This is a genomic window from Chryseobacterium sp. PTM-20240506 (assembly GCF_048296755.1).
GTDB lineage: Bacteria > Bacteroidota > Bacteroidia > Flavobacteriales > Weeksellaceae > Chryseobacterium > Chryseobacterium proteolyticum.
Genome location: NZ_CP182581.1, coordinates 3,661,303 through 3,685,498, shown reverse-complemented (window position 1 = coordinate 3,685,498; position 24,196 = coordinate 3,661,303). Strand labels below are relative to the sequence as shown.

22 protein-coding genes are annotated in these 24,196 nt (G+C 34.3%); 11 read left to right on the top strand and 11 right to left on the bottom strand.

Going from position 1 to position 24,196, the window contains the following annotated elements:
- Positions 1 to 8: 8 nt before the first annotated feature.
- On the top strand, positions 9 to 758 hold the full coding sequence (locus ACNFU2_RS16455; protein ID WP_172284431.1) for an RDD family protein: 750 nt from the start codon (positions 9 to 11) through the stop codon (positions 756 to 758).
- Positions 759 to 850: 92 nt separating this feature from the next.
- Positions 851 to 1,141 carry a GNAT family N-acetyltransferase gene (locus tag ACNFU2_RS16450; protein WP_172284432.1) on the top strand — a complete coding sequence of 97 codons (291 nt, stop codon included), beginning with the start codon at positions 851 to 853 and terminating at the stop codon, positions 1,139 to 1,141.
- Here the strand turns inward: ACNFU2_RS16450 and ACNFU2_RS16445 are convergent.
- The 5 genes from ACNFU2_RS16445 to smpB all read right to left on the bottom strand — a co-directional run bounded on the left by ACNFU2_RS16445 (position 1,130) and on the right by smpB (position 5,864).
- Positions 1,130 to 2,101, bottom strand: coding sequence for a glycosyltransferase family protein (locus tag ACNFU2_RS16445; RefSeq protein WP_418122340.1), 972 nt, complete (start codon positions 2,099 to 2,101; stop codon positions 1,130 to 1,132). The two genes, ACNFU2_RS16450 and ACNFU2_RS16445, sit on opposite strands and share 12 nt — an antisense overlap.
- Positions 2,098 to 2,925, bottom strand: coding sequence for a UDP-2,3-diacylglucosamine diphosphatase (locus ACNFU2_RS16440; protein ID WP_273650564.1), 828 nt, complete (start codon positions 2,923 to 2,925; stop codon positions 2,098 to 2,100). The genes ACNFU2_RS16445 and ACNFU2_RS16440 overlap by 4 nt, the downstream gene beginning before the upstream one ends.
- Positions 2,926 to 2,983: 58 nt before the next feature.
- Positions 2,984 to 3,724 carry a YebC/PmpR family DNA-binding transcriptional regulator gene (locus tag ACNFU2_RS16435; protein WP_172284435.1) on the bottom strand — a complete coding sequence of 247 codons (741 nt, stop codon included), beginning with the start codon at positions 3,722 to 3,724 and terminating at the stop codon, positions 2,984 to 2,986.
- Positions 3,725 to 3,819: 95 nt separating this feature from the next.
- Entirely contained in the window at positions 3,820 to 5,328 is a 1,509-nt protein-coding gene (locus ACNFU2_RS16430; RefSeq protein WP_172284436.1) for an OmpA family protein, read from the bottom strand.
- 77 nt (positions 5,329 to 5,405) lie between these two features.
- Positions 5,406 to 5,864: an SsrA-binding protein SmpB gene (gene smpB / locus ACNFU2_RS16425; RefSeq protein ID WP_172284446.1), complete on the bottom strand. Its 459-nt coding sequence runs from the start codon at positions 5,862 to 5,864 to the stop codon at positions 5,406 to 5,408.
- Between the two features lie 119 nt (positions 5,865 to 5,983).
- Here smpB and ACNFU2_RS16420 point away from each other — a divergent pair, with 119 nt between their 5' ends.
- A complete protein-coding gene (locus ACNFU2_RS16420) occupies positions 5,984 to 7,606 on the top strand; it encodes an ABC-F family ATP-binding cassette domain-containing protein (RefSeq protein ID WP_273650563.1) in 1,623 nt (540 codons plus the stop codon).
- A 72-nt stretch (positions 7,607 to 7,678) separates the two neighbouring features.
- Here ACNFU2_RS16420 and ACNFU2_RS16415 read toward each other — a convergent pair whose 3' ends face one another.
- The 3 genes from ACNFU2_RS16415 to ACNFU2_RS16405 all read right to left on the bottom strand — a co-directional run bounded on the left by ACNFU2_RS16415 (position 7,679) and on the right by ACNFU2_RS16405 (position 10,156).
- A complete protein-coding gene (locus ACNFU2_RS16415) occupies positions 7,679 to 8,491 on the bottom strand; it encodes a M48 family metallopeptidase (protein WP_273650562.1) in 813 nt (270 codons plus the stop codon).
- 108 nt (positions 8,492 to 8,599) lie between these two features.
- Positions 8,600 to 9,418 (bottom strand): ferritin-like domain-containing protein, encoded by an 819-nt coding sequence (locus tag ACNFU2_RS16410; RefSeq protein WP_172284452.1) that lies wholly within the window; start codon positions 9,416 to 9,418, stop codon positions 8,600 to 8,602.
- Between the two features lie 27 nt (positions 9,419 to 9,445).
- On the bottom strand, positions 9,446 to 10,156 hold the full coding sequence (locus ACNFU2_RS16405) for a ferritin-like domain-containing protein (protein ID WP_172284454.1): 711 nt from the start codon (positions 10,154 to 10,156) through the stop codon (positions 9,446 to 9,448).
- A 262-nt stretch (positions 10,157 to 10,418) separates the two neighbouring features.
- Between ACNFU2_RS16405 and recJ the strand changes: the two genes are divergently transcribed.
- The 7 genes from recJ to ACNFU2_RS16370 all read left to right on the top strand — a co-directional run bounded on the left by recJ (position 10,419) and on the right by ACNFU2_RS16370 (position 19,890).
- The gene (gene recJ / locus ACNFU2_RS16400; RefSeq protein ID WP_172284456.1) at positions 10,419 to 12,131 is read left to right on the top strand and encodes a single-stranded-DNA-specific exonuclease RecJ; all 1,713 of its coding nucleotides are present in this window, start codon (positions 10,419 to 10,421) and stop codon (positions 12,129 to 12,131) included.
- Positions 12,132 to 12,188: 57 nt separating this feature from the next.
- Positions 12,189 to 12,773, top strand: coding sequence for a nicotinate (nicotinamide) nucleotide adenylyltransferase (nadD, locus tag ACNFU2_RS16395; RefSeq protein WP_273651076.1), 585 nt, complete (start codon positions 12,189 to 12,191; stop codon positions 12,771 to 12,773).
- Between the two features lie 5 nt (positions 12,774 to 12,778).
- Positions 12,779 to 13,585: a hypothetical protein gene (locus tag ACNFU2_RS16390; protein ID WP_418122335.1), complete on the top strand. Its 807-nt coding sequence runs from the start codon at positions 12,779 to 12,781 to the stop codon at positions 13,583 to 13,585.
- A gap of 5 nt (positions 13,586 to 13,590) precedes the next feature.
- Complete coding sequence (locus tag ACNFU2_RS16385) at positions 13,591 to 13,932, top strand: DUF3817 domain-containing protein (protein WP_273650559.1); 342 nt, start codon at positions 13,591 to 13,593, stop codon at positions 13,930 to 13,932.
- A gap of 404 nt (positions 13,933 to 14,336) precedes the next feature.
- Complete coding sequence (locus ACNFU2_RS16380; RefSeq protein WP_418122332.1) at positions 14,337 to 16,592, top strand: TonB-dependent receptor domain-containing protein; 2,256 nt, start codon at positions 14,337 to 14,339, stop codon at positions 16,590 to 16,592.
- Positions 16,593 to 16,660: 68 nt separating this feature from the next.
- Positions 16,661 to 18,964, top strand: coding sequence for a TonB-dependent receptor domain-containing protein (locus tag ACNFU2_RS16375; protein ID WP_273650557.1), 2,304 nt, complete (start codon positions 16,661 to 16,663; stop codon positions 18,962 to 18,964).
- Positions 18,965 to 19,179: 215 nt separating this feature from the next.
- Positions 19,180 to 19,890 (top strand): alpha/beta hydrolase fold domain-containing protein, encoded by a 711-nt coding sequence (locus ACNFU2_RS16370; RefSeq protein ID WP_418122330.1) that lies wholly within the window; start codon positions 19,180 to 19,182, stop codon positions 19,888 to 19,890.
- A gap of 30 nt (positions 19,891 to 19,920) precedes the next feature.
- Here ACNFU2_RS16370 and ACNFU2_RS16365 read toward each other — a convergent pair whose 3' ends face one another.
- The 3 genes from ACNFU2_RS16365 to ACNFU2_RS16355 form a co-directional block, all read right to left on the bottom strand.
- Positions 19,921 to 21,675: a discoidin domain-containing protein gene (locus tag ACNFU2_RS16365; RefSeq protein WP_273650555.1), complete on the bottom strand. Its 1,755-nt coding sequence runs from the start codon at positions 21,673 to 21,675 to the stop codon at positions 19,921 to 19,923.
- Positions 21,676 to 21,832: 157 nt separating this feature from the next.
- On the bottom strand, positions 21,833 to 22,762 hold the full coding sequence (gene ctlX, locus ACNFU2_RS16360) for a citrulline utilization hydrolase CtlX (protein WP_273650554.1): 930 nt from the start codon (positions 22,760 to 22,762) through the stop codon (positions 21,833 to 21,835).
- A gap of 68 nt (positions 22,763 to 22,830) precedes the next feature.
- Entirely contained in the window at positions 22,831 to 23,745 is a 915-nt protein-coding gene (locus ACNFU2_RS16355; RefSeq protein ID WP_172284472.1) for a dimethylarginine dimethylaminohydrolase family protein, read from the bottom strand.
- A gap of 271 nt (positions 23,746 to 24,016) precedes the next feature.
- On the opposite strand from ACNFU2_RS16355, the gene ACNFU2_RS16350 reads away from it, so the two are divergent.
- Positions 24,017 to 24,181 carry a hypothetical protein gene (locus ACNFU2_RS16350; RefSeq protein WP_172284474.1) on the top strand — a complete coding sequence of 55 codons (165 nt, stop codon included), beginning with the start codon at positions 24,017 to 24,019 and terminating at the stop codon, positions 24,179 to 24,181.
- Positions 24,182 to 24,196 lie beyond the last annotated feature (15 nt).

Sequence of the window (24,196 nt, the reverse complement as noted above, 5' to 3'; positions counted from 1 at the left end):
TAAAAATTATGTCTCAAATTGCGATTAATACCTCACAAAATGTAAATATTAATTTCAACATTGCCAGTGTTGGAGAAAGAATGCTTGCATTTATTATAGATCTCCTGATCAAAGTCGCTTATGCAGTCGTTACTTTCTATGTATTTTTCAATTTTCTTGATTTGGGATATTTATTAAATGGCCTGGATCAATGGTCTCAGATGGCTATTTATATTGCCATCACATTTCCCATTTACATCTATCCTTTGGTTTTGGAAAGCTTAATGGAAGGGCAGACTCCCGGAAAAAAAGTAATGAAAATCCGTGTGGTAAAAATCGACGGATACCAGGCTGGTTTTGGAGATTATCTGATCCGTTGGGTATTCAGGATAATAGACACATCTTTTGCGGGTGTTATCGGATTAATTTCCATGATTGTTTCTAAAAATAATCAGCGCCTCGGGGATATCGCATCAGGCACAGCTGTTATTTCATTAAAAAATAGCATTAATATTTCTCATACTATCCTGGAAAACATACAGGAGGATTATGTTCCTTCATTCCCTCAGGTTATTGCATTAAGTGATAATGATATGAGAATTATTAAAGATAATTACACAAAGGCCCTAAGAGTAGATGACCGGCAAATCATCAGTAAGCTTTCCGACAAGATCAAGAATATTTTGAAACTGGAAGTTGATCCCGTAAAAATGACGGAAAGACAGTTTATCAATATTATCATCAAAGATTATAACTATTATACAGGAAAAGATAATTAGAATTTCTGTTTGGAATTATCTTTGTCCATAGATTACACTCGAATCCAAGTCGGTGCAGTTTTTGCACGTGATACAATACTAAGCTTTTAATTATGAAATTTGAAAACAATAAATCCGGAAACGGAGGAGTACTTACACTAAACAATGAACTTACAGAAATTGGCAGACTGACCTATACCATCTTCCCGGAAGAAAACAAATTCATTATATCCTTCGTTTTAGTGCATCCTGAATTTGAAGGCAGAGGAATGGGAAAATATCTCGTAGAAGAGGCCATCAGATTCGCAAGAGAAAACAATTGGAAAGTGTATCCTCATTGTTCTTATGCCAGATCAGTAATGATGAGAATGAATGATGTAGATGATATTTTTTTAAAGAATTAAAACCTCGTTCAACAGTATTTGTTCAATATCATCAGGGTAATCTACTTTAATGTGATGATCTGAAGCTACCCATTCCATTATTTCCCCAAGCTTTAATACTTTAGAATTGGGAATTCCCATCGTATCCAGAGCACAGGCATTGCACTCCTGCTCATATTGATTATGAATTGGAATAACAAACAACTTTTTATCCATAAAGAGAGCTTCAGCCGGAGCTTCAAAACCTGCATTACATAAAATACCATCACAATTTTCAAAACAGGTCAGGTATTCCTTTTCATCGATGGGGAATATTTCAACATTTTTTATTTTAAGTCTCACTTTGCTGTACTTGGAAAAAACCTTCCACCGCACAGGAATTTGTTTTAATACTTTAATAATATTTTCATCAGAAAAGCTTGGTAAATAAACCAGGTAGTATCCTTTTTTATCAGGATTAAGATTTCGTATTTTATGTCTTATGACCGGCTTCTTTATTTGTGGATGATAATTTTCAAAATGAAAACCAATCCTTCTTTCACTGGGTACATAATACTTCAAGATAAGTTCACCCAGGAAATCTCTTTTTTTAGGTTTTGGAGTTTCAGCAAAACTCATCGAAGCCTGATGACTAAGCTCAATCATCGGAAGATTCTTTAGCTTGCTTGCCCACCCCGTTAACGGTTCATAGTCATTAATGATGAGATCGTACTGCTTTAGTTCCAGATCATTGATTGTTTTTGCCGCCTCAATAAATTTATTTTCAGTAAATGTTTTTCGATAGGATAAACCACCTGTTTTGTTATAGAGTAAGGAAATCCCTTTATATTGAAAGTTAATGTCAAAATCAGCCTTTAATTGCGATTGATGACCACTGATTAAAGTATCAACCGAAGCATATTTTTTTAATATAGGAATGATCTCCTGAGCCCTTGCAACATGTCCGTTACCTGTGCCTTGAAACGCATATAAGATTTTCATTCAGAAAAGTTAGTTACAATTTTAAGAAGTTCGTTGGTATCAAGATCCTGAATTTCATCTGTTTCATCGTCCTGCAGCAAGTGTTTATGCTCATCATAGTAAAAGATCTTCCATTCTTTATCATGATACTCCAAAGCTGATAAGTTCTCTATCCAGTCTCCGGAATTAAGATAAGTGCAAGCGCCTTTTTTATTGTTAACCTTACGAATTTGAGGCTGATGGATGTGACCACATATGACAAAGTCGTAATGATTATCTATTGCAAGTTCAGAAGCCGTAAGTTCAAAGTCACCAATATACTTTACCGCCTTTTTTACGTTATTTTTGATTTTTTTGGAGAATGAGTATTTTTCCCTACCCATTTTTTCCAGGATCCAATTAACGACGTTATTGATCATGATTAGCAAATCATATCCTTTTCCGCCTAGTTTTGCGATCCATTTAGAATGTTGAACAGATGCATCAAATACATCACCATGAAAGATCCATGTTTTCTTTTTATCAATATCAAGACAGATTTTGTTGCAGACTTTAAGTTTACCTAATTCGAAATCGGTAAACTTTCGGAACATCTCGTCATGATTTCCGGTAATGTAATATACCTTGGTATTTTTTGTTGCAAATGAGAGAATCTTTTTAATTACCTTCAAATGAGGTTTAGGGAAGTAAGACTTTTTGAATTGCCAGATGTCAATGATATCACCATTCAAAACCAGAATTTTCGGTTGAATAGAATTCAGATATCTTAACAATTCTTTAGCCTTACATCCATAAGTTCCCAAATGCACATCCGAAATAACAACTAATTCAACGTTTCTTTTCATAGTTTTATGCAAAGAAACTAATTGAAAGTTAACTGTATATGAATGTTATATTATTTTTTTACAAAGAGTTCATGAGCTCCTCTGTAATTTCCATGTTATGATAAACATTTTGTACATCATCATCTTCCTCAAAGCGATCAAGCATTTTCATATTGGCTTTAAACTGCTCTTCAGTAACTTCTTTTGTATTGTTTGGAATTCTTTGAAGCTCTGCACTTTTAACTTCAATTTTTAGTTCATCTAATTTATGAGATAAAGAACCGAAATCTTCAAATGCAGTAGTAATCATTATTTCTTCATCATCTTTATCAATATCTTCTGCACCACCATCAATCATCTCCATTTCAAATTCATCCCAATCCATTTTTACCTGGCTTGGATCGATGTAAAAGATCCCTTTTCTATCGAAGATAAAGGCAAGTTCCCCGTTTTTCCCCAGGTTACCATCAAATTTATTAAAGACAGCTCTTACATTCGCTACCGTTCTTGTCGTATTATTTGTAGTACATTCTACAAAGAAAGCAACTCCTCCTTGTCCATACCCTTCGTATGTTACCTCTTCATAGTTTTCAGCATCAGCTCCACTTGCTTTTTTGATTGCTCTTTCTACGTTATCTTTCGGCATATTTGCACCTTTGGCATTCTGGATGCATCTTCTTAACGCCGGATTTGATTCCGGGTCTGCTCCACCTGCTTTTACTGCTAACGCTATATCTTTACCAATTTTAGAGAAAGTCTTGGCCATTTTATCCCAACGCGCCATTTTCGAAGCTTTTCTATATTCAAACGCTCTTCCCATTTTTATTTTTAAATTTTGAACAAAATTACTTAAAAGTCAACGAAAAAAAAATACCTCCAAAAAATTTGGAGGTATTAATTATTTAGAAAAATTAATTATTTTTTCTTTTTAGCAGCAGCTTTTTTAGCTGGAGCTTTTTTCTTAGCTGTAGATTTTTTCTTAGCTACTGCTTTCTTAGCAGGTGCATCAGCGTAATCTTTCTTAGCGATTGAATTCCATTGAGCATCATCTTCGATAGCAGTTACAACTACTTTTCTATCAGCTTGTCTTTCAGCATCAGAAGCTGTTGCAGGAACTGTAGCTTTAGCTTTACCAACACCTACAGATTTAAGTGCGTTAGCATCTACTCCTCTTGCATCTAAAGCAGCAACTACAGAAGCAGCTCTTTCTCTAGATAATTTCAAGTTGTAAACTTCAGAACCTTTAGCATCTGTTCTTCCTTCTAATAGATAGTGACCTCCATCTTTCTTAATGATATCAGCTGCTCTATCTAACGCTGGCTTAGACTCAGCTTTGATTGAAGACTTGTTGAAATCGAAATAAACATTTCTGAATTCGTTTTCTACTTCAGTTGCAGTTTGTTTTTTAGGCTTAGGACATCCGTTGTATTCTGGTAATCCAGGAACTGTAGGACAAGCATCATCTTTATCAAGGATACCGTCACCATCTGTATCTGGCCAAGGACAACCGTTGTTTTCAGCTGGACCTGCTACTGTAGGACAAGCATCATCTTTGTCGATAACACCGTCACCATCTGTATCTGGCCAAGGACAACCGTTGTTTTCAACTGGTCCTGCTACATCTGGACATTGATCGTCTTTATCTGGAACTCCATCACCGTCAGTATCAGGACATCCTTGGAATTCTGGTAAACCTGGAGTATCAGGACAAAGATCGTCTTTATCTAAGATACCATCTTTATCTCTATCTCTGTTACCAAATCTAAAGTTCAAAGATGCAGAAGCTTGCCAGAAGTTTGCAACTGTAGATTTATCACCTGGAGTTGAAACATAATCTCCTTGAACACCTAAACCGAAGTTTTTAGTTACCCAGAAGTTGATACCTGCACCAGTAGAAACTGTAAAGAAGTTAGCTTTACCATTTTCATTACCGTTATCCCCGTTACTGATAACATAACCGTTAGCGTCAGTTCTTGGGAAAGTTAATGCAGTATAATCATGTCTTAAATAGTTCGCACCTACTCTTAAGTATGGATCAAACCAAGACTCCTCGTTCCATAAAAGACCCGCTGCCTTAGCTTGGAAACCAAGACCAGTCATTAGGAAAAATTCTTTCCCGCTGTTGAATCTCTTATTGTCAACGTTCCCTACTGAAGTCTGCCAGTCGATTACTAAACCTTTACCGATATTTCTTGCTACAGTAAGTTTAGATAATGGAGGCGTAATAGAGAAGTTGTTCATATTGAACAAAGTCTTTGTTAAATTTCTTGCAGCAAAAGTATTACTGAAGTTGTTTCTCTGAGCTGTATGATTTTCCGCATGAGCACCAACTCCGATCATCCACGGATTGTTGGTAGTCTGTGCGAATACAGTAGAAGCAACAGTAAGTGCCAATGCTGAAATTCCTAATTTTAGATTTTTCATAGAATTAAATGATTAAATAATTGATATTGCAAAATAAATATAATTTTTCTTTATATACAAAGTTTTTTGAATGATTTTTAACTTTTCTTTAATATTCTATCCAGGGTTCGTTTATTTTCTCTATCTTTTATCGCTTCCCTTTTATCAAAAAGCTTTTTCCCTCTTGCAAGGGCTATTAAGACCTTAGCTTTTCCCTTATCCGTAATATATAACTTCAAAGGTATAATTGTGTTCCCTGCATCTTTTAACTTTTTCTCGAATTTTTGTAATTCTTTTTTGTGCAAGAGCAATTTCCGTTCCCTTTTTGTTTTATGATTGTAAAAAGTGCCTAATTTGTATTCATCAATCATCATGTTAATGATGTACAACTCCCCATCAATAAACTGACAGAAGGATTCTGCAATGGATGCTTTTGAAGAACGTAAAGATTTTATTTCTGTGCCTGTTAAAACCATTCCAGCTTCAATTTCTTCAATGATTTCGTATTCAAAACGGGCTCTTCTGTTTAATATGTTAACTGTTTTCTCGATCTTCATTATATTAAAATTTCTTTATGAAATATACAAAAATACCTTTCATTTAAAAACTTGACTATTACATTATTATAAATTACCCAAATTCTTTTCGTATTTTTGCGCCAAATTTACAAAACTATATGTTAACAGTATCTAACTTATCTTTACAATTCGGGAAAAGAGTTCTTTTTGACGAGGTAAACATTATGTTTACTAAAGGAAATTGTTATGGGATTATCGGAGCTAATGGTGCAGGAAAATCAACATTCCTTAAAATACTAACCGGAAAACAAGACCCAACCACAGGAAGTGTATCATTAGAGCCTGGAAAAAGAATGTCTGTTTTAGAGCAGGATCACTTTGCATACGACCAATATAATGTCCTTGAAACAGTATTAAGAGGTAACAAAAAGTTATTCGAGATAAAAGCGGAAATGGATGCGTTATACGCAAAAGAAGATTTCTCTGATGAAGATGGTATCAAAGCTGGAGAGCTTGGTGTTATCTATGATGAAATGGGAGGATGGAATTCAGAATCTGATGCGCAAACAATGCTTTCTAACGTAGGAATCAAGGATGATATGCATTGGCAGATGATGAGTGAACTAGAAAACAAAGACAAAGTAAAAGTTCTTTTAGCTCAGGCATTATTTGGAAATCCTGATGTTTTAATTCTCGATGAGCCTACCAATGACCTTGACATCGACACTATCGCATGGCTTGAAAATTTCCTGGCTGATTATGAAAACACCGTTATTGTTGTTTCTCACGACCGTCACTTCTTAGACACCGTATGTACGCACATCGGAGATTTAGACTATGCAAAACTTAATCTTTATACCGGTAACTATTCTTTCTGGTATCAGGCGTCTCAGTTGGCAACAAGACAGAGAGCTCAGGCAAATAAAAAAGCAGAGGAAAAGAAGAAGGAACTTCAGGATTTCATCGCAAGATTCAGTTCAAACGTAGCAAAAGCAAAACAAGCTACAGCAAGAAAGAAAATGATTGACAAACTGAATATTGATGATATCAAACCTTCTTCCAGAAGATATCCTGCGATTATTTTTGAAATGGAAAGAGAAGCAGGAGATCAGATTCTTGAAGTAAAAAGTCTTGAAAAATCTAAAGATGGAGAACTTCTTTTTTCTGATATTAACTTAAACCTTAAAAAAGGAGATAAAGTTGCAGTTCTTTCAAAAAATTCATTGGCTATAACTGAGTTTTTCCAGGTATTGGCTGGGGAATCACAACCAGACAAAGGAACATTCAATTGGGGAATTACTACTTCTCAATCTTATATGCCTCTCGATAATACTGACTTTTTCCAGGAAGACATCAACTTAGTTGACTGGTTAAGACAGTTCACTAAAAATGATGAGGAACGCCATGAGGAATTTGTAAGAGGATTCCTTGGAAGAATGCTATTCTCCGGTGACGAAGCTTTGAAATCTTGTAAAGTGCTTTCAGGAGGTGAGAAAATGAGATGTATGTTTAGTAGAATGATGCTTCAGAAAGCCAATATTCTATTGTTAGATGAACCTACCAACCACTTAGATCTGGAAAGTATTACAACATTGAACAACTCTTTATCTAATTTCAAAGGAAATCTTTTACTGGCGTCTCATGACCACGAAATGCTTCAAACAGTCTGTAACAGAATCATTGAATTAACTCCTAACGGAATTATCGATAGAGAGATGAGTTATGATGATTATCTTGCGGATAAAAAAGTAAAAGAATTAAGAGAAAAAATGTATTCTTAATTGATCAAGGCAAATTGAAAATAAATAAAAAGTCCTCAAATAAATTGAGGATTTTTTATTTTCAGGTATTTACTATTTAGTAAGTTTAGTTGTTGGTAACGTGACAGTTCCAGGATCTTTCCATAGACCATCCTTTTCTGCTCTTTTCTTAATATTCTGAGCGCGCTTTTCACTATCTGGATGGGAATTAAACATTTTTTGAAAACCGGATTGTGTACTTCCTTCGGAAAGCAAAGCCAACTTTTTAAATGCTGTATATTCTGCTACGACATTATACTTATTCGTTTTCATAAAATCGTATGAGTATACATCTGCTTCAGATTCCTGTTTTTTACTGTGTGAAGCATCCATAAATGCATTAGCCATCTTCCCTATCTGGCTGTCATTTAATGTAGCTACCGCAGAGGATGCTGAAGATGCAGCATCTAATGCCGCAGCCTTTAAATAAGCCGATTTAATAGCGTCTTTAGTATCGTGATTTTTAACATGACCGATTTCATGTCCGATTACCGCCAGCAGTTCATCATCTGTCATTATATCCATTAATGAGGAAAACACGCGAACGCTTCCGTCTGCACAGGCAAAAGCATTAATGTCTTTTACTTTATACACTTTGTAATTAAGATTAAGACCATCTTGTGATTTATGTTTACCGAAAAGTTTATTCAGTCTGATGGTGTATGGGTCTTTAGGGCCGGCTACAGGATTATTTTTATCCATCCATTCTACAGATTCTTTAGATAACTTTACAGCATCTTCATTGGTAAAAGTGAGCGCCTTCGCTCCTTTAGAAGCAACATCTGTAATTTTTCCTAAACTAATTTTTTGTCCCTGAAATGCGTGAACAGCTCCCAGTAAGCATACGCTTAAAACAATTCTTTTCATATTAATTTTATTTTCCTTTTGGCCGGCGAATATATGATTTTTTTCAACAAAAAAATCCTTTTCTGAAAAATTTCAGAAAAGGATCCACACCTAATATTAAGAAATCACCTACACAATAAATAAAGATGCAATTGCTGTTGCATCACTACCACTTAAAATTTCATCGTAAGCAGCAGAACCTGCTGCAGCTCCAAATGCAGTTGAAGTATTGTATCCGGCTTGATTTGTATTATCCTCACCCGCGTACACAGGGTTTGTTGCAGACGGCATGTTTCCTCCGTTGGCCAGTTCAATCCACCCTTTATTTCCTCTCATTCTTCTTACTTGCGAAGCATGTCTGGCTTCTACAGAGTGAATTTGTAAAGCAGCTTGTAATACTACTTTATTAGACATTACATTTCCTGCCTGTCCCTTATAGGCTCTAACGCCCGTATCTTCAAAGGCTTGCGCCAGAACAAGAAACTGATTATAATCTGTAAACGGAGTAAAATTACCTCCCGCCGTAAAGTCAAAAGTAGGTTTCGATGCGGGTGTAACTCCCAAAGAGGTCAATGTACTTTTCAAGAAACCAACATGTGCAGACTCATGTTTAGAAATTTGCATAAAAACGGTACGGTCAGCATTAGGAATTAAACTTGCTGTAGATAGTCCAATACTGTAATATTCATTTTCTAAGTATTCCAGCGTCAGGGCAAGTTGTAACGCATCGGTTAAAGCACTCTTTAAAAAGCTTCCTGTAACTGGTGTTGTATTTCGGTTTTCAGCTTTCGCCGGAGTTGACATTGCGACTCCTAAGCCCAGAGGAACAGAAGCAATAGCTGCTTTTTTTCCAAATGCTGAAAGATTTGTAATGGTCTCTAATCTTGATGCTTCTGTTGTAAAGAATTTATCATCAGAAAATCTATCTAGTAATTTAAGAATGTTCATAATAGTACGTTTTTAAAAGTAAATAATTTAGTTAATGCCTCTTTCTTTCCAGGTAAAAGGTGTCTTTATAAATCCTCCTGCAGCCATTACAACATCTTTTGGCTCTTTTGCCACATCCAATCCATTGGCATCAATCACATCATCCCCTGAAAAATCAGCAGATCCGGGATTGATAAGATTTCTGATCGCAGAAGCATGTCTTGCTTCCACAGAAACTATTTTCCCTGCAATTACTAAATAATTAGGATCCGTAATATACTTTCCTGCTGCATTATACGCAGCAACACCTGTATCTTCCAAAGCCTTAGCAGTAGCTAATACTGAACTTCTGTTATTAAAATTCACACCCGGATATTGAAATTCAAGCTTTGGCAGTACATTAGCAGTAACTCCTGATATTGCAGCTTTAAAGAAATCCCGATGGATTAATTCGTGATGATAGAGGTCAGTAAATAATTCTTTTTCAATGGTTGAAATACCTGAATAAAAACTGTTAACAACTTTAGTATAGAAATCTGCTTCGAGCTGCTCAAGAGCATAAGCATAATTCAATACCCCGACATCGCCTTTACCAAGGTCGAATACCTGGTCGTCTGTCATTTGAAAATCATCATTATCATCACAGCCTACTAATGCAAGACCTGCCATGGCAAGTCCAATGCCGCCGAGTTTTAAGAAATTTCTTCTACCGGTATCCAGTGTGGCTCCCTGGCTAGAAACATTAATCGTCTTTTTCATAATATTAATTTTTAAAGTGTTTAGTTATTTAATATCATTTACGACAATCAATTATCTTTGGATTTACAAAATCAAAAAAAATGTTAACTTTTCTCTAAAACTTTTCCAAATAACCTATTGAACATCTAAAAAGCGACTCGATAAATATTAATAACAAATCAGAATTGAAAGGTCTTTAACGTCACTTAAAATCTTTGTTTTATATTATTATATTAACAGTTCATCATTCCTTTTTAAAATATATTTTCCCTATTTTTGTGAAATGAGTCAAAAATGGATTTACAGACCTGAACCCGATGAGGAAGTTGTAGACAGATTAAGTTCGTCACTTGGTTTCGGAACTTTTGAATCTAAACTTCTCGTTCTTAGAGGAATTGACAATTATCAAAAGGCAAGAGAATTTTTTAAGCCCAATCTCACTGATATACATAGTCCGTTTTTAATGGCTGATATGCAAAAGGCTGTAGAGCGTATTGCAACAGCTATTGAGAATGGTGAAAAAATATTGGTTTATGGAGATTATGATGTAGATGGAACAACTGCTGTTGCGCTGATGTATTTATACCTCAGCAAAATAGTTCAGAAAAAATATCTTGATTATTATATTCCGGACAGAAACTCTGAGGGATACGGTATTTCAACAGAAGGGATAGATTTTGCAAAGGAGAATGGATTTTCTTTGATTATAGCTCTGGATTGTGGGATCAAAGCAATTGATATGATTAATTATGCGCAGAATTTAGGCGTTGATTTTATTATTTGTGACCACCACTTACCAGGAGAAGAAATTCCTAATGCAGTTGCCGTATTAGATCCTAAAAGAAGTGATTGCAGATATCCTTTCAAAGAGCTTTCAGGGTGCGGAGTTGGCTTTAAATTATGCCAGGGTCTAAATACAATCTACAAAATACCGGATTCGGAGCTGTTTGAATTAACCGATTTGCTTGCAATTTCTATTGCTGCAGATATTGTCTCAATGACCGGAGAAAACAGGGTTCTGGCCAAAATGGGTTTAAAAACCCTTCGAAAAACAAGAAATTTAGGATTAAGACTCTTAATTCCCGAAGATAAACTTTCTCATTTTGAAATTTCAAACATTGTTTTTGAAATTGCTCCAAAGATCAATGCTGCCGGTAGAATTTCTCATGGAAAAGCAGCTGTAGAACTTATGGTTTCAGATAATCTGAAACATGCGCATCAGATTGTAAGTGACATTATGGGACTTAATGATGAAAGACGGGAACTCGATATGAACTCGACGCTTTCGGCACTTAATCAAATCATTGAATCGCAACAGGAAACCAATCTGACAACGATTGTTTACCACCCTGAGTGGAATAAAGGTGTTATCGGAATCGTAGCATCCAGACTCATTGAGACTTATTACAAACCCACTTTGGTTTTTACAGATGGTAACAACGGAGAAATGGTTGCTTCCGCAAGATCAGTTTCTGATTTCGATGTTCATGAGGCGTTGGATATGTGCTCAGAGTACTTTTTGAAATTTGGAGGACATCATGCTGCAGCGGGACTTTCAATGGAAAAATCTAAATTCGAGGCATTTAAGGAAAAATTCGAAAAGGTGGTCGCTGAAAAGATTCAGGAACACCAGAAAGAATCATCGATCATTATAGATTCTGAAATAGAAATTGATGATATCAACCGCGAGTTTATAAATTTCCATAGAAAACTTGCACCCTTTGGTCCACATAATATGAAACCCATCCTCACTTTAAGGAACCAGAAATTATCCGGTTATATAAAAACAATGGGGAAAGATAATAACCACGTGAAATTTTATATTAAGCAGGAATCCACCGGTAGAAATATAGAATGCGTTGGTTTTAAATTAGGGCAATTCTCTGAAGACTTCAGAAATAAGCATTTCGATCTCGCATTTACTCTGGAAGAAAATCACTGGAAAGGAAATGTAACACACTACCTGAATATAAAGGATGTGAAGTTTAGGGACTAAGGATAAAATACAACTTTAACGCTATACTTTGCATCTCATATACACCTGCAAATGAAAATGAAAAAAATCGGTTTATTCTTCGGATCTTTCAATCCTATACATATTGGACATCTTATTCTTGCGAATTATATTCTGGAAAATTCAAATATGGAAGAATTATGGTTTGTTGTAAGTCCTCAAAACCCTTTTAAGGATAAAAAATCATTGCTTAAAGATCATAATCGACTGGATATGGTACAGGCAGCTATTAAAAATTACCCGAACATGAGGGCTTCCAATGTGGAGTTTTCTTTACCCAGGCCAAGTTATACTATTGACACTCTGACGTATCTCAATGAAAAATACCCTGATCATTCATTCAGCTTGATTATGGGAGAGGACAATTTGGAGGGCCTGCATAAATGGAAAAATTCCGAAACTTTATTAAAGAATCACCATATTATTGTTTATCCACGAATTTTTGAAGGCGAGAAAAAAGATTCTGAGTATGTACAACACGAAAATATTTCTTTTATCAAAGCCCCTGTCATTGAAATTTCTGCAACCGAAATTCGCCATATGATCAAGGAAGGTAAAAATGTGCGTCCTATGCTCCCTCCTGAGGTTTTTGAATATTTGGATGGTAGTAGTTTTTATAAGTAACAAATATGAAATTTTATATCTTTTTTTTCATTTTTCTCACTCAAGCCTTTTTATTTGGTCAAGATACATCTACTAAAATAGCAGATTCTTTACGAAAGGAAAAAGAGATAGAATACATAAAAAGATTTCAAGAAAGGCAAAAATATTATAATGAACAATGTAGTAATGATTCAATTAAAGCAGTTGAAGATTCAAAGATTGAAAATAAATATTTTACATACCTTATCGCACCAGGTGGAGATGATTTTCCAGCAAAGAAAGAGATCGAACAAGCTTTAAAAAAGCACAATATTATTTGGGGAGGAGCTTTTATGGGAAGCGACATACCAGCACATTACACCAGTAATTTATGTTATCATCGATATATGAATTACTTTACAGAAAAAAAATTTGGTAAAGATCTTATCGAGGACATTGTAAAACAATCACTTGTAGATCATGTGAATAAAAATCCTTCTATAATTTTTGAATATAATGATAATTTAAATTGGATCTATAAAGGAGATCCTAAATTAGCTGATATTTTACTCAATACCTTTTTTTTCAAAAATTTCATGTATCCAAAAGGATACATAGATTCTTCACAAAAGAATCAATCTTTTACTAAAGTTATGTTATATGTAGATGAGAATGACGATACTTTAAAAGTGGAAAGCTTTGATCATCATATAATAAATCGATACAATAAGCAGTTTATTCCTTACTTTGAAAAAAAGATTAAGAGTTTTATAAAATCTAGTAAATTTGTCCTCTCAAAACGAGCCATTCTGTATAATGGTATTAAATATTCTTTTAAAATTTATTATAAGTAATCGAAATGAATTTCATCGAAAAATTTTTCTCAAAATATCCCCAGGAAAAAATCATTAAATGGTTCAAGCAAATCTGTGTAGCTGAAGCAGTTTCCTGTTTTTTACTTTATGGGGTTGCCATGATCTGGAAGAGATATGATGACGAAGGATTGCTTCCCACAATTTTTATTATTGTCATCGGAAACATTCATGGTCTTTTTTTTACTGTATATCTTTTACTTTGTATTCCGGTGAGAAAAATATTCAAATGGGATGACGAAGATTTTGTTTTTGCCCTACTCTCGGCATTTTTCCCATTTGCCACAATATGGGTAGATAAAAAATTAGCCCGTTTCGACAGAGAATAAATCGGTTCTCCACTGAATATACAATATATTAAAAAGGACTGATAAGTCCTTTTTTTATTTATCTACATTGCATTCCTATACATATCTATCACATCACTTTTAATTGAGTAATAATCAACATCGAAATATAACTGAGACAGAAACTTTTTTAAGTCTCTTTTATGTTAATTTTTCCTAATTGCCGATTATGATGTAACAACTTTAGAACTTAAGTTGTCTAAATAATTGAAACATCTTAATCTGTAAAATTTTTAATTTAAAATTTACATCCTGAAGATCAATAAGTTAACAATAAGTCAAAAACATTTTAAGTACTTTGTATTGCATAATACTAAATTTATTATATATCTTTGTAATGTTAAATAATAACAAATACAAGCTATTAACAAACTAAAAATAAAATCATGAAAACGCCACTTCTCATTTCAGCTTTATTTTTCAGCGGATTTATTTTTGCCCAACAAAAATCTGATACTTTAAAAACTAAAAATATAGAGGGTATAACTTTAAAGAAACAGGTCTTCAGAAAACAAAGCGACCGTTTTATTTATGATGTTGCATCATCCCCTATTGCGAAAGGAACAAACTCTTTCAATCTGCTAAAACAAACTCCTATGATTTCCAGCATTGACGGAAAATCGTTAAAAATTATGGGAAAGTCAGAGGTTGTTATCTACATCAATAATAAAAAGACCAACATGGATTCTGAATCATTAATTGAAATGCTAAAAAATACGCCTTCAGAGGATATTCAGAAAATTGAGGTAATTACAGTCCCTGGCAGTGAATTTCAGGTTGAATCCAACGAGGGAGTTATCAATATTGTGATGAAAAAGAAGAGGAATAATGGTTATAATGGAACTTTGAAAATGCAAAATGAACAAAGTTATTATAACAATCCTTCAGCCGGAGTTTCTTTTAATTTCAGACAGAATAAATTTGCTGTAAACACCAATTTCAATACAGGAAGCTGGACAGAAAGAGAAAAATACAGGTTGTCAAACGGAGATTCCACATTTAAAAATGAATCTTTTGGATTTAATGATGATCCAAACAAAAATTTTGGAGGAAGCGTAAATATTGATTATGAAATCGATAAAAAACAGAACCTCAGCTTCACTTATAATATGAGGTATAATAAGAGCTTTAACTCAACCTTAGATATCACAAATATTCAGAACGGAGTTTTAAAAAACAGAACCGTAAATGATGAAGACGCACAAAGAAGAAACCATTCTTTCAATTTAAATTATGAAATAAAAACGGATACATTAGGTAGTAAACTAACTTCCAATATTTCATATTTGTGGTTCAACAGGGATAAATACAGTATTAACGAAACCTTTCCATTTGTAACTGACAAGGATAACAAATATGGAGCGTTTAAACAATGGGTTCCCCAAATCATCAATAATTATGCTGCTAATATCGACTACCTTAAAAAAACAAAATCTGGAGATTCATGGTTGATGGGAGTAAGCTATAACAATACGAAAACAGATAACGATACAAGACAGGATATTTATACTGCTAATGGTTTTGTAAATGACTACGATCAAACAAATTATTTTATTTATAAGGAAAACATCTTAGGAGCATACATCACTTATGAAAGGAAATTAAACGAAAAATTGTCCGGTAAAATAGGAACCCGTTATGAAATGACTAAAAGCAGCGGAGAGATTCTGGGAAAAACCAGCTTCGACAGAAATTATAACAACCTGTTGCCGTATGTTAATATCAACTATGCAATTAATGAAGATAATAACATAAGCTACACTTTCTCAAGCCGGATCAGAAGACCAAGATTCTGGGAACTGAATCCATCAAGAACTTACTTTACACCGGATAATTATACTCAGAATAATCCTTTTGTATTAGCTTCTAAACATTACAATCAGGAAATTAACTATATGTTTAAGAATGCATTTTACGCAAATTTAAGCTTTAACTATGTAGAGGATGCTTCTAATCAGGTGCCATTACAAGGAACAGTCACCAAACCGGAAAAGGACAAAAATGGTCAGATCATTCTGGATGAAAATGGAAATCCTAAAATGGTTACGACTAAATTTCTAAGATATATCAGAACGAATTATGGTAATAACAAACAGCTGGGTCTTACTCTGGGAATGAATAAATCATGGATCAAAGAAATCTGGACAACCAATTACTCAGTTAATTTAGCTTATGTAATGTATTCAGGGACAGTAAGTGAAGATCCGACATCTGTTCAAATACCAGGACAAACAGAAGTTCTTGCCCCGTATATCGTTGATGTGAAAAATTTCAATTTTTCAGCACAGTTTAATAATACCATCCGCTTATCTGCCAAAAAAGACTGGTTCCTGGGAATCAATTATTTCTTTGCAAGCAAAAGTAAAATGGAAATCGGAGAAATGGGTATCAGACAGAGTCTTGACCTGAGTGTCAAAAAGATCATGGGTAACTGGACTTTTGTAGCAGAATTATATGATGTGTTTAACCAAAACTTCAATAAAATCAATGGTGTCCAGCCTAATGGCAGCTATAATAATGTGACCAATTTTGGTTATCCAAGAATATTGAATATCGGGGTCACTTATAACTTCGGAAACCAGAAACTGCAAAAAGCAAGGGAAATAAAATCAGCAAATGATGCTGTAAAATCGAGAACTTAATTAACTAACCTATTACAGCTTTAGATCAAATACATAAGAGTCCAAAGCTGCACAAAAAAATAAATTTCATGAAAACGCCACTACTCATCGCAGCCTTATTTTTCAGCGGATTAGCACTCGCCCAGGAAAAAAAATCAGATTCGGTAAAAACCAAAAATATCGAAGGAGTTACTCTAACAAAACAGATTTTTAAAAAGCAGAGCGACCGCTTTGTATATGATGTAGCTGCTTCACCAGTTGCTAAAGGAAATACAACATTTGATCTTTTGAAGCAAACACCACTGCTATCAACTACAGATGATAAAACATTAAAAATAGCAGGAAAGAATAATGTACTGATCTATATCAACGGACGAAAAACCAATATGGACTCTGAGTCTCTGGTGCAGTTCCTTAAAAATACTCCTGCAGAAAATATCCAGAAAATTGAAGTCATTACGGTTCCCGGAAGTGAATACCAGGTAGAGTCTTCTGATGGAATCATCAATATCGTTTTAAAGAAAAAAATGAGCGACGGATTGAATGGGAATATGAGAATGTCCAATAGCCAAAATAAATACAATGCAAGCTCAGCCAGTTTTTCTGCTAATTACAGAAAAGATAAATTAGGAATCAGTGCTAATCTCAACGGGGGAGAAAATATTCAACCTCAATCTTATATTCTGCGAAATGGTACAGATCAGCTAAAAAATGAATCGGTAGGAGATATTGATGATCCAAATAAAAATATTGGTGGCTATCTGAATATTGATTATCAACTGACCGAAAAAAGTAATCTGGCATTATCATGGAATTCCTGGGCTAACAGAAGTTACAACTCCACGATCGATTTATTTAATACCTTAACGCAGCCAAACTCGTTGGGTGTGGTAGAAACAACGCATACATGGACTAAAAACAGAGAAGATTCCAGAAACTACAATAACTCTGTGAATTTAAACTATGAGCTAAAACTGGACTCCCTTGGAAGTAAATTTAATGCAAATGCTGCATATCTTATTTACAAAAGGTTTCAGTTTTCAAAAAATAACACCATGATTCCGGATGAAAATGGTAACGGTTATTCAAGACCAGGAAAAACAATCACACAAAATACTCCGCAGGTCATTAAGAATTTTTCAGGTACAGTAGATTATATTCAGAAATTTAAGAATGACTTTACCCTCTCTTTAGGTGGAAATTTCAATAAAACCAAAACTGATAATGATACAAAGAACTTTACATATCAGTTTATAGATAAGGATGGTAATTATAACAATAATCCACAGCCAGCACCGGATTTCAACCATTTTATATATGATGAAAATATCTATGGAGTGTATCTCACTCTTGAAAAAAAGTTTTCAGATAAATTTTCAGGAAAGGTGGGTGCCCGATATGAAATTACAAACAGCCTGGGAACAGCGGATAGTCCTACCAATATAATTGAAAGCCAAAAACATCAGAGAATTGAGAGAAATTATAATAATTTCCTGCCGTACCTCAGCTTCAATTATGCTATCAATGATAAGAATAATATTTCCTATTCATTTTCAAGCAGAATGAGAAGACCAAGCTTCTGGGAATTAAACCCGATAAGAAATTACATTACAGAGTTTAACTACACACAAAACAATCCCTTTGTAAAAGCTTCATCAACATACAATCAGGAATTGACCTACATGTATAAAAACTCTTATTTCCTGATTTTAAACCACTCTTATTTTAAAGATCAGATCACACAGGTTCCTTTACAAGGCTTTATAAAATCTGCGGATGGAAAAATAGGCACTCAAAATGTACTGCGTTACATCAGAACAAATTTTGGAGACAAGCAGGAAATGTCTGCCATGGTAGGAATTCAGAAAAATTTCTTTAAACAATACTTGACCCTGAATTTTAATACCGGTGTTCAGCACAATATCAACAATGGTTCTTTGGCTGAAGATCCAACTACAGGAGACACTTTTGTTGATAAGGACGGAAAGCCATTGGTTTATACTAATACTGTAAAATCGACAAGCATTGTAATCACGAGTAATAACACCATTCGTCTAGATAAGAAAAAAACCTGGTTTTTAGGAGTTAATTATTTCTTTATTGACAAACAACAAATAGAGCTTGGAATGCTGAAAAACCTGATGAGTCTTGATTTAAGTATAAAGAAAAACTGGAACGACTGGACCTTTGCTCTTAATGTGAATGATGTTCTAAGAACCAATATCGTAGAAATAGAAGATTATCAGCCAAACGGAAATTACAATTACATCAGAAACGATCAGTACAGAAGAGGAATGACTTTAAGCATCACTTACAATTTCGGAAATCAAAAAATAAAAAAGGTAAGGGATATTGAAAGCGCCTCAGATGATATTAAAAACAGAACCCGATAAAAACATTCATTCTTCATATCAATTATTTTTGCCAAACTCACTGATTTCTCAGTGAGTTTTTTATCTTAGAGCATATGAAAAATCTGATATCCTTTTGTAGTTTATTATTAATCCTGTGTAGCATAAGTTGCAAAAAGAAGACAGTCAGTCTTGGTAATAAGATATGTTTTAAAAGTGAGGAAAATATTTCCTACGGTGAGAGTCCGGACCAAAAAATGGATTTATATTTCCCACCTCATTACAATTCAAAAACTGATGTCTTTTTAATTATACATGGTGGAGGCTGGCGTAGTGGAAATAAATCTCAATTAACATTCTTTACTCTATCCCTGATGCAAAAGTTCCAGAATTCCATTTTCGTTAATATGAACTACAGATTAGCTTCAGTTTCACAGTTTGGAATTCCGAATCAAACCAATGATATTGATCGTGTTTTATCCCATTTGGAAAAAACACTTAAATACAAACCACGTTTTATTCTTCTTGGAAATAGTGCAGGAGCTCATTTATCAATGATATATGCTTATAAATTTAATAAAAACAAGAGGATAAAAGCAGTTATTAACATTGTAGGCCCTACACACCTGGCAGATGCAGGTTTTAAAGGGTATTTTGATTACTCATTTGTTGAAAAGCATCTGATTGATACAAAAGTGATCCCTTCTGGTATCTCAACAGTACAGTTTGCGAGCCCCGTTAACTGGATTACAAGAACCTCAGCTCCTACTTTATCTTATTACGGAAAGAATGATCAGGTTATCCCCGTATCTCAAAAAAAAATTCTTGATTCTGTTTTAAATAAGAATAATATTTTTCACGAATCTTTTGAATTTAATGGCGGACACCTTGATTGGGATAAAGAATATAACAGTACTTTTCTTATTACAAAGATTGATCAATTTTTAAAGCAAGCTGATAAAAAATAAGCGCTTTGAAAAATCCAAAGCGCTTATTTTTTATTCTGATTTCATTACTTCTGTTCTTTCTGAGATTCCATTAGCGTTGAAAGCTTCTATCTGAAAATAATACGCATCCGTTCTGTCTGCTCCAGTAAAGAAATACTCATTCTTTCCATATACCATGATGCTTCCGTATAATTTATCCGGCGACTTACCCCAATATATTACATACCCATCGGCATCCTGGTTTTGCTGCCATTTCATCCAGATACTTCTTCTTTCTCCATATTTCTTTGCATCAGCACGCAAAGGAACAAAGTTCTGAACTTTTGGAGGTTTTTGTCCCGCTCCTTTTCCAAATACCCTGAAACCACTTAATGCAAATTTTCCGGTAGGCATTTTAAGGTTTTCCATTTTAAGGAATCTTGCTTTTGCCGGTTTTTCCAGCTCCACATAATCGTGAGGAACATCCTTTGTGTTTTTACTTTTATCCACAATAACAGTCCATTTTTTCCCATCATTGGATCCATAGATTTTGTATTGATGCATTTTCCCTAAAGTCTTCCCTAAGAATTCCACGTCCTGATCAGCATAATTGATCTGAATTGCATTGATCGTGGAAACTTCGCCAAGATCCGTCTGAAACCACTCACCAGAATTACCTGTTTTAGCACTCCAATAGGTCTTTATATCTTCATCAACAGCGTAGTTTGAATGATATCCTCCTAAGGTCGAAGAAACCTGGACAGGCTTATTATAATTCAACAGCATCCAACCTGCAAAAAGATCTTTGGAGAAATCTTTTCCCTGAGCATATTGTGGAAGATAAGTAGGGTAATCTCCATAGGATGTATTACAATACATTACATCATCTTTATCGAAACCTGCAGGCCAGATCCCCAGTCTTCTCTCAAAATTATTTTTTGTGGAAATAAAAATTGTTGAAACATGCCACCAGTTTTTATAATTGTCTTCGAAGGTTGCTCCATGTCCGGCACCTCTGGCAAAACCACCTGGTTTGTATGAAAAGGGATTATGCTGTTGATATTCGAAACCTTCTAAAGGGTTTTTACTCACATACACTCCATCAGAATATCCACTGAATTCAGTAGCGGGAGCTCCGTACTGCATATAATATTTGTTATTATGTTTCGTCATCCATGCACCCTCAACAAAAGGTTGTAAAAATACGTTATCATTATATTCTCCAAAACGTTCCCAGCCATGATCCTCCGGCTTTAATCTCAATATAGGTTTTACAAACCCTTCAGATTGTAATGTCTTTACTTTTACTTCTGTTCCAAGCAAGGGCCATTCATTACTTGAACCCCAATACAGGTAGAGTTTATTTTTGTCTTCGTCATAATGAAAGGCAGGATCCCAGGCTCCGACTTTTAAAGTATCTACAGCAATTTCCCAATCATCTTTCGTAGGATTTGTACTTTTCCAGATCGGAAAGTCCTGTTCCCAGGTCGAGCCGAAAACATATAAAGTATCTTTCATGGCCCAAACTGCAGGTGCATTTAGATCATGAATATATTTCTTATCCCGTAAAAATTTTCTTTGTACAAATTTCCAGTCAAGCATATCATCACTATACCAATAACCTTCCTGGTTTGTGGAAAACAAAAAAAGTTTGTTTTTAAAGTTTACGATAACAGGATCAGCAGTCGCCCGGTGTTTTCCCTGTTGAGAAAAAGATTCAAAGGGCGTATATCCGTAGTCAATATTAATGGGATTACAAAATGTTTTTTGCTGGGCTTTCAAACTTGTTCCCAACAAAACAAGCATCATAAAAAAGTACTTCTGCATCTTCATAATTTTTATGTAAGATCCAAATTTACTTAACTTTTTTCGGTTTACTTATAAATTAAAAGTATCAATATCTTCAAGTCTACTCATTTTTAAATAAAATCTTCGGGCATAGAAATCAGGCCGGAAGATAATATGTAATATTTTTTGGTTTATTTTATATTGTTTTTTTGGGTAAAAAAACTTCCGCCAGCATACAACGTGCACTTCCACCACCATTTACTTCTATTGTATTTAGATCTGAATAGATAATTTCACAATATTTTTCAATGGCTGATACTTGATCTGATGTTAAAGATTCATATGCAGTCTGGCTCATTACTAGAAATTTCTGACCCTCCTTATTCTGGACCTGAAGCATATTCCCCGCAAATTGCTGCATCTGTTCTTCTGAAATCTCAATAATTTCTTTTCCTGAATTTTTGATGGTTTCAATAACCTTGCTTCTTTCAAGCTCGCTATCTATACAGTCCAGGCAAATGACAACAAATTTGTCAGCTACACACATCATAACATTGGTATGGTAAATAGGAAGTCTCTCTGAACCTACGGTCTGAAAAGAATGAAAAACAATAGGCTCGAAACCATATTTTTCGCAAAAATCTCTGAATAATTTTTCATCCAATCTTAAAGAAACAGAACCATAAGCGATTTTATTGTCATGGTCAAAGATCATGCTTCCGGTTCCCTCTAAAAAGTGTCCCTGGATTTCAGGAAGTGACCAATCATCTACTTCCGTTATTTCAAAACCTTTACTTTTTATTGTTTCCAGGATATCTTCTCTTCTTTCAACTCTTCTGTTTGAAGCAAACATAGGGTATAAAACTACTTTACCATCATTATGGAAGCTTACCCAGTTATTCGGAAAAATAGAATCCGGAGTATGAGGATCCAATGTATCTTTGATTGTGATTACATTGATTCCTTTATTCCTTAGTTTCTCAACAAAAATATTGAATTCTCCTAATGCTTTAGCCTGAACATCCGAATCTTTCTGTTCAACCTGAAAGTAATTATTTTCTGCGGTCTCCGCATTATAACCGAAAGCAATCGGTTCAATCATTAATACTGTATCTGTAGTTTGCATTGTTTTTTAATTTAAAAATTGAAAGATTGGGCTATTAAAACTCTTTACTCTCTCACACTCTTACTTTATTATTCTCTCACTAATGGCATTGTAGAGCAGCGTAAAAGTCCGCCCATTTTGGAAATTTCACGGTATGGAATCTCTTCTACGGTCATTCCCCATTCATTTCTCAGATGGTTGTTCATTCTTGTAAATGTTTGATCTGAAACCACTATTTCAGGAGATATAGAAAAGATATTGGGAAACATTTCAAACATCTCTTCATCTGTCAAATGGAAACAATTTTCCTCCCCGAAAATATCAACAATCAAACGATAATCGCTTTCGTCCACAAAACCATTCTTATAGATAAGGCATTTATCTTTTCCAACAGGATTAAATGTACAATCCAGATGAAGGATACCCTCGAAAGGAATTTTATCATTCTTTTTTAATTCCAGGTCTATGATCCTCTTTTTAGGAAAGTATTCTTTTAGGATCTCTATGGCGTATTCGTTGGTTCTCGCTGTTTTGTAATTTCTGTAATCTTCGCTAAAGCAAGTTCCTATGAACAGGAAATCATCCCAGACAATAACATCTCCACCTTCAATATGAGCCGTTTCCGGGAGATTAATAATTTTTCTCCAGGCCACTTTCTCAAAAACTTTTTTGTAAGCTTCCTGCTCATCTGCCCTGTCAGCAATTACATTGGAAATAATCATCTTATCATCAATTACAAAAGCAACATCTCTTGCAAAAACCTGATTGTAATCTTTGATAATGCTCGGACGCAAAACTTCCACATCGTATTTTTTCAGTACTGCTTCAAAAGCATTCATTTCATCAATAATATCCGATTCTTTAGGATATATGTTGTGTTCGATTGAGTAGTATGACTTGGCATCATAGCTTTCCTCAAGGGTGGGAACCGGTCCCAGAGAATTAGGTTGGCCCAGAACAACTGATTTTAACCTCCCCGTTTCGTTTTTAATATTTAGTTTCATAAAGATTTATGCAATGTACAAATATAAGTAAAGGTCCCTAGCTGGAAAACTTTTGAATTAGTTTCTCTAAGAATTTATTCTTGGTTACAATAGAATAATGCTACTCATTCATTTCTGAGACCCGTTAAACTTTAAAAAAATCTATAAACAACTGTTTATCATCTACATTTGTTGAAAAATAATAGTAAATATTACAAATAAAACTCCTATATTAGTGATATAATTTTATGTAAAATTAAAACTAAATCATCAACATCAAAAAATCAAAATCATGAACAAGAACATTTCAGTGCTAAAAAATGCACAAAAATTAGGAAGAGATCAACAGAAATCAATTATTGGAGGTGCTGGCCCAACGAAGCCGAGATACTGCTGTGAATGGAATGATGACGGAAGCTGCAGAATCTGGACATGTGGTAATTGTGTATGTCCATAATTAAAAAAAACAAAA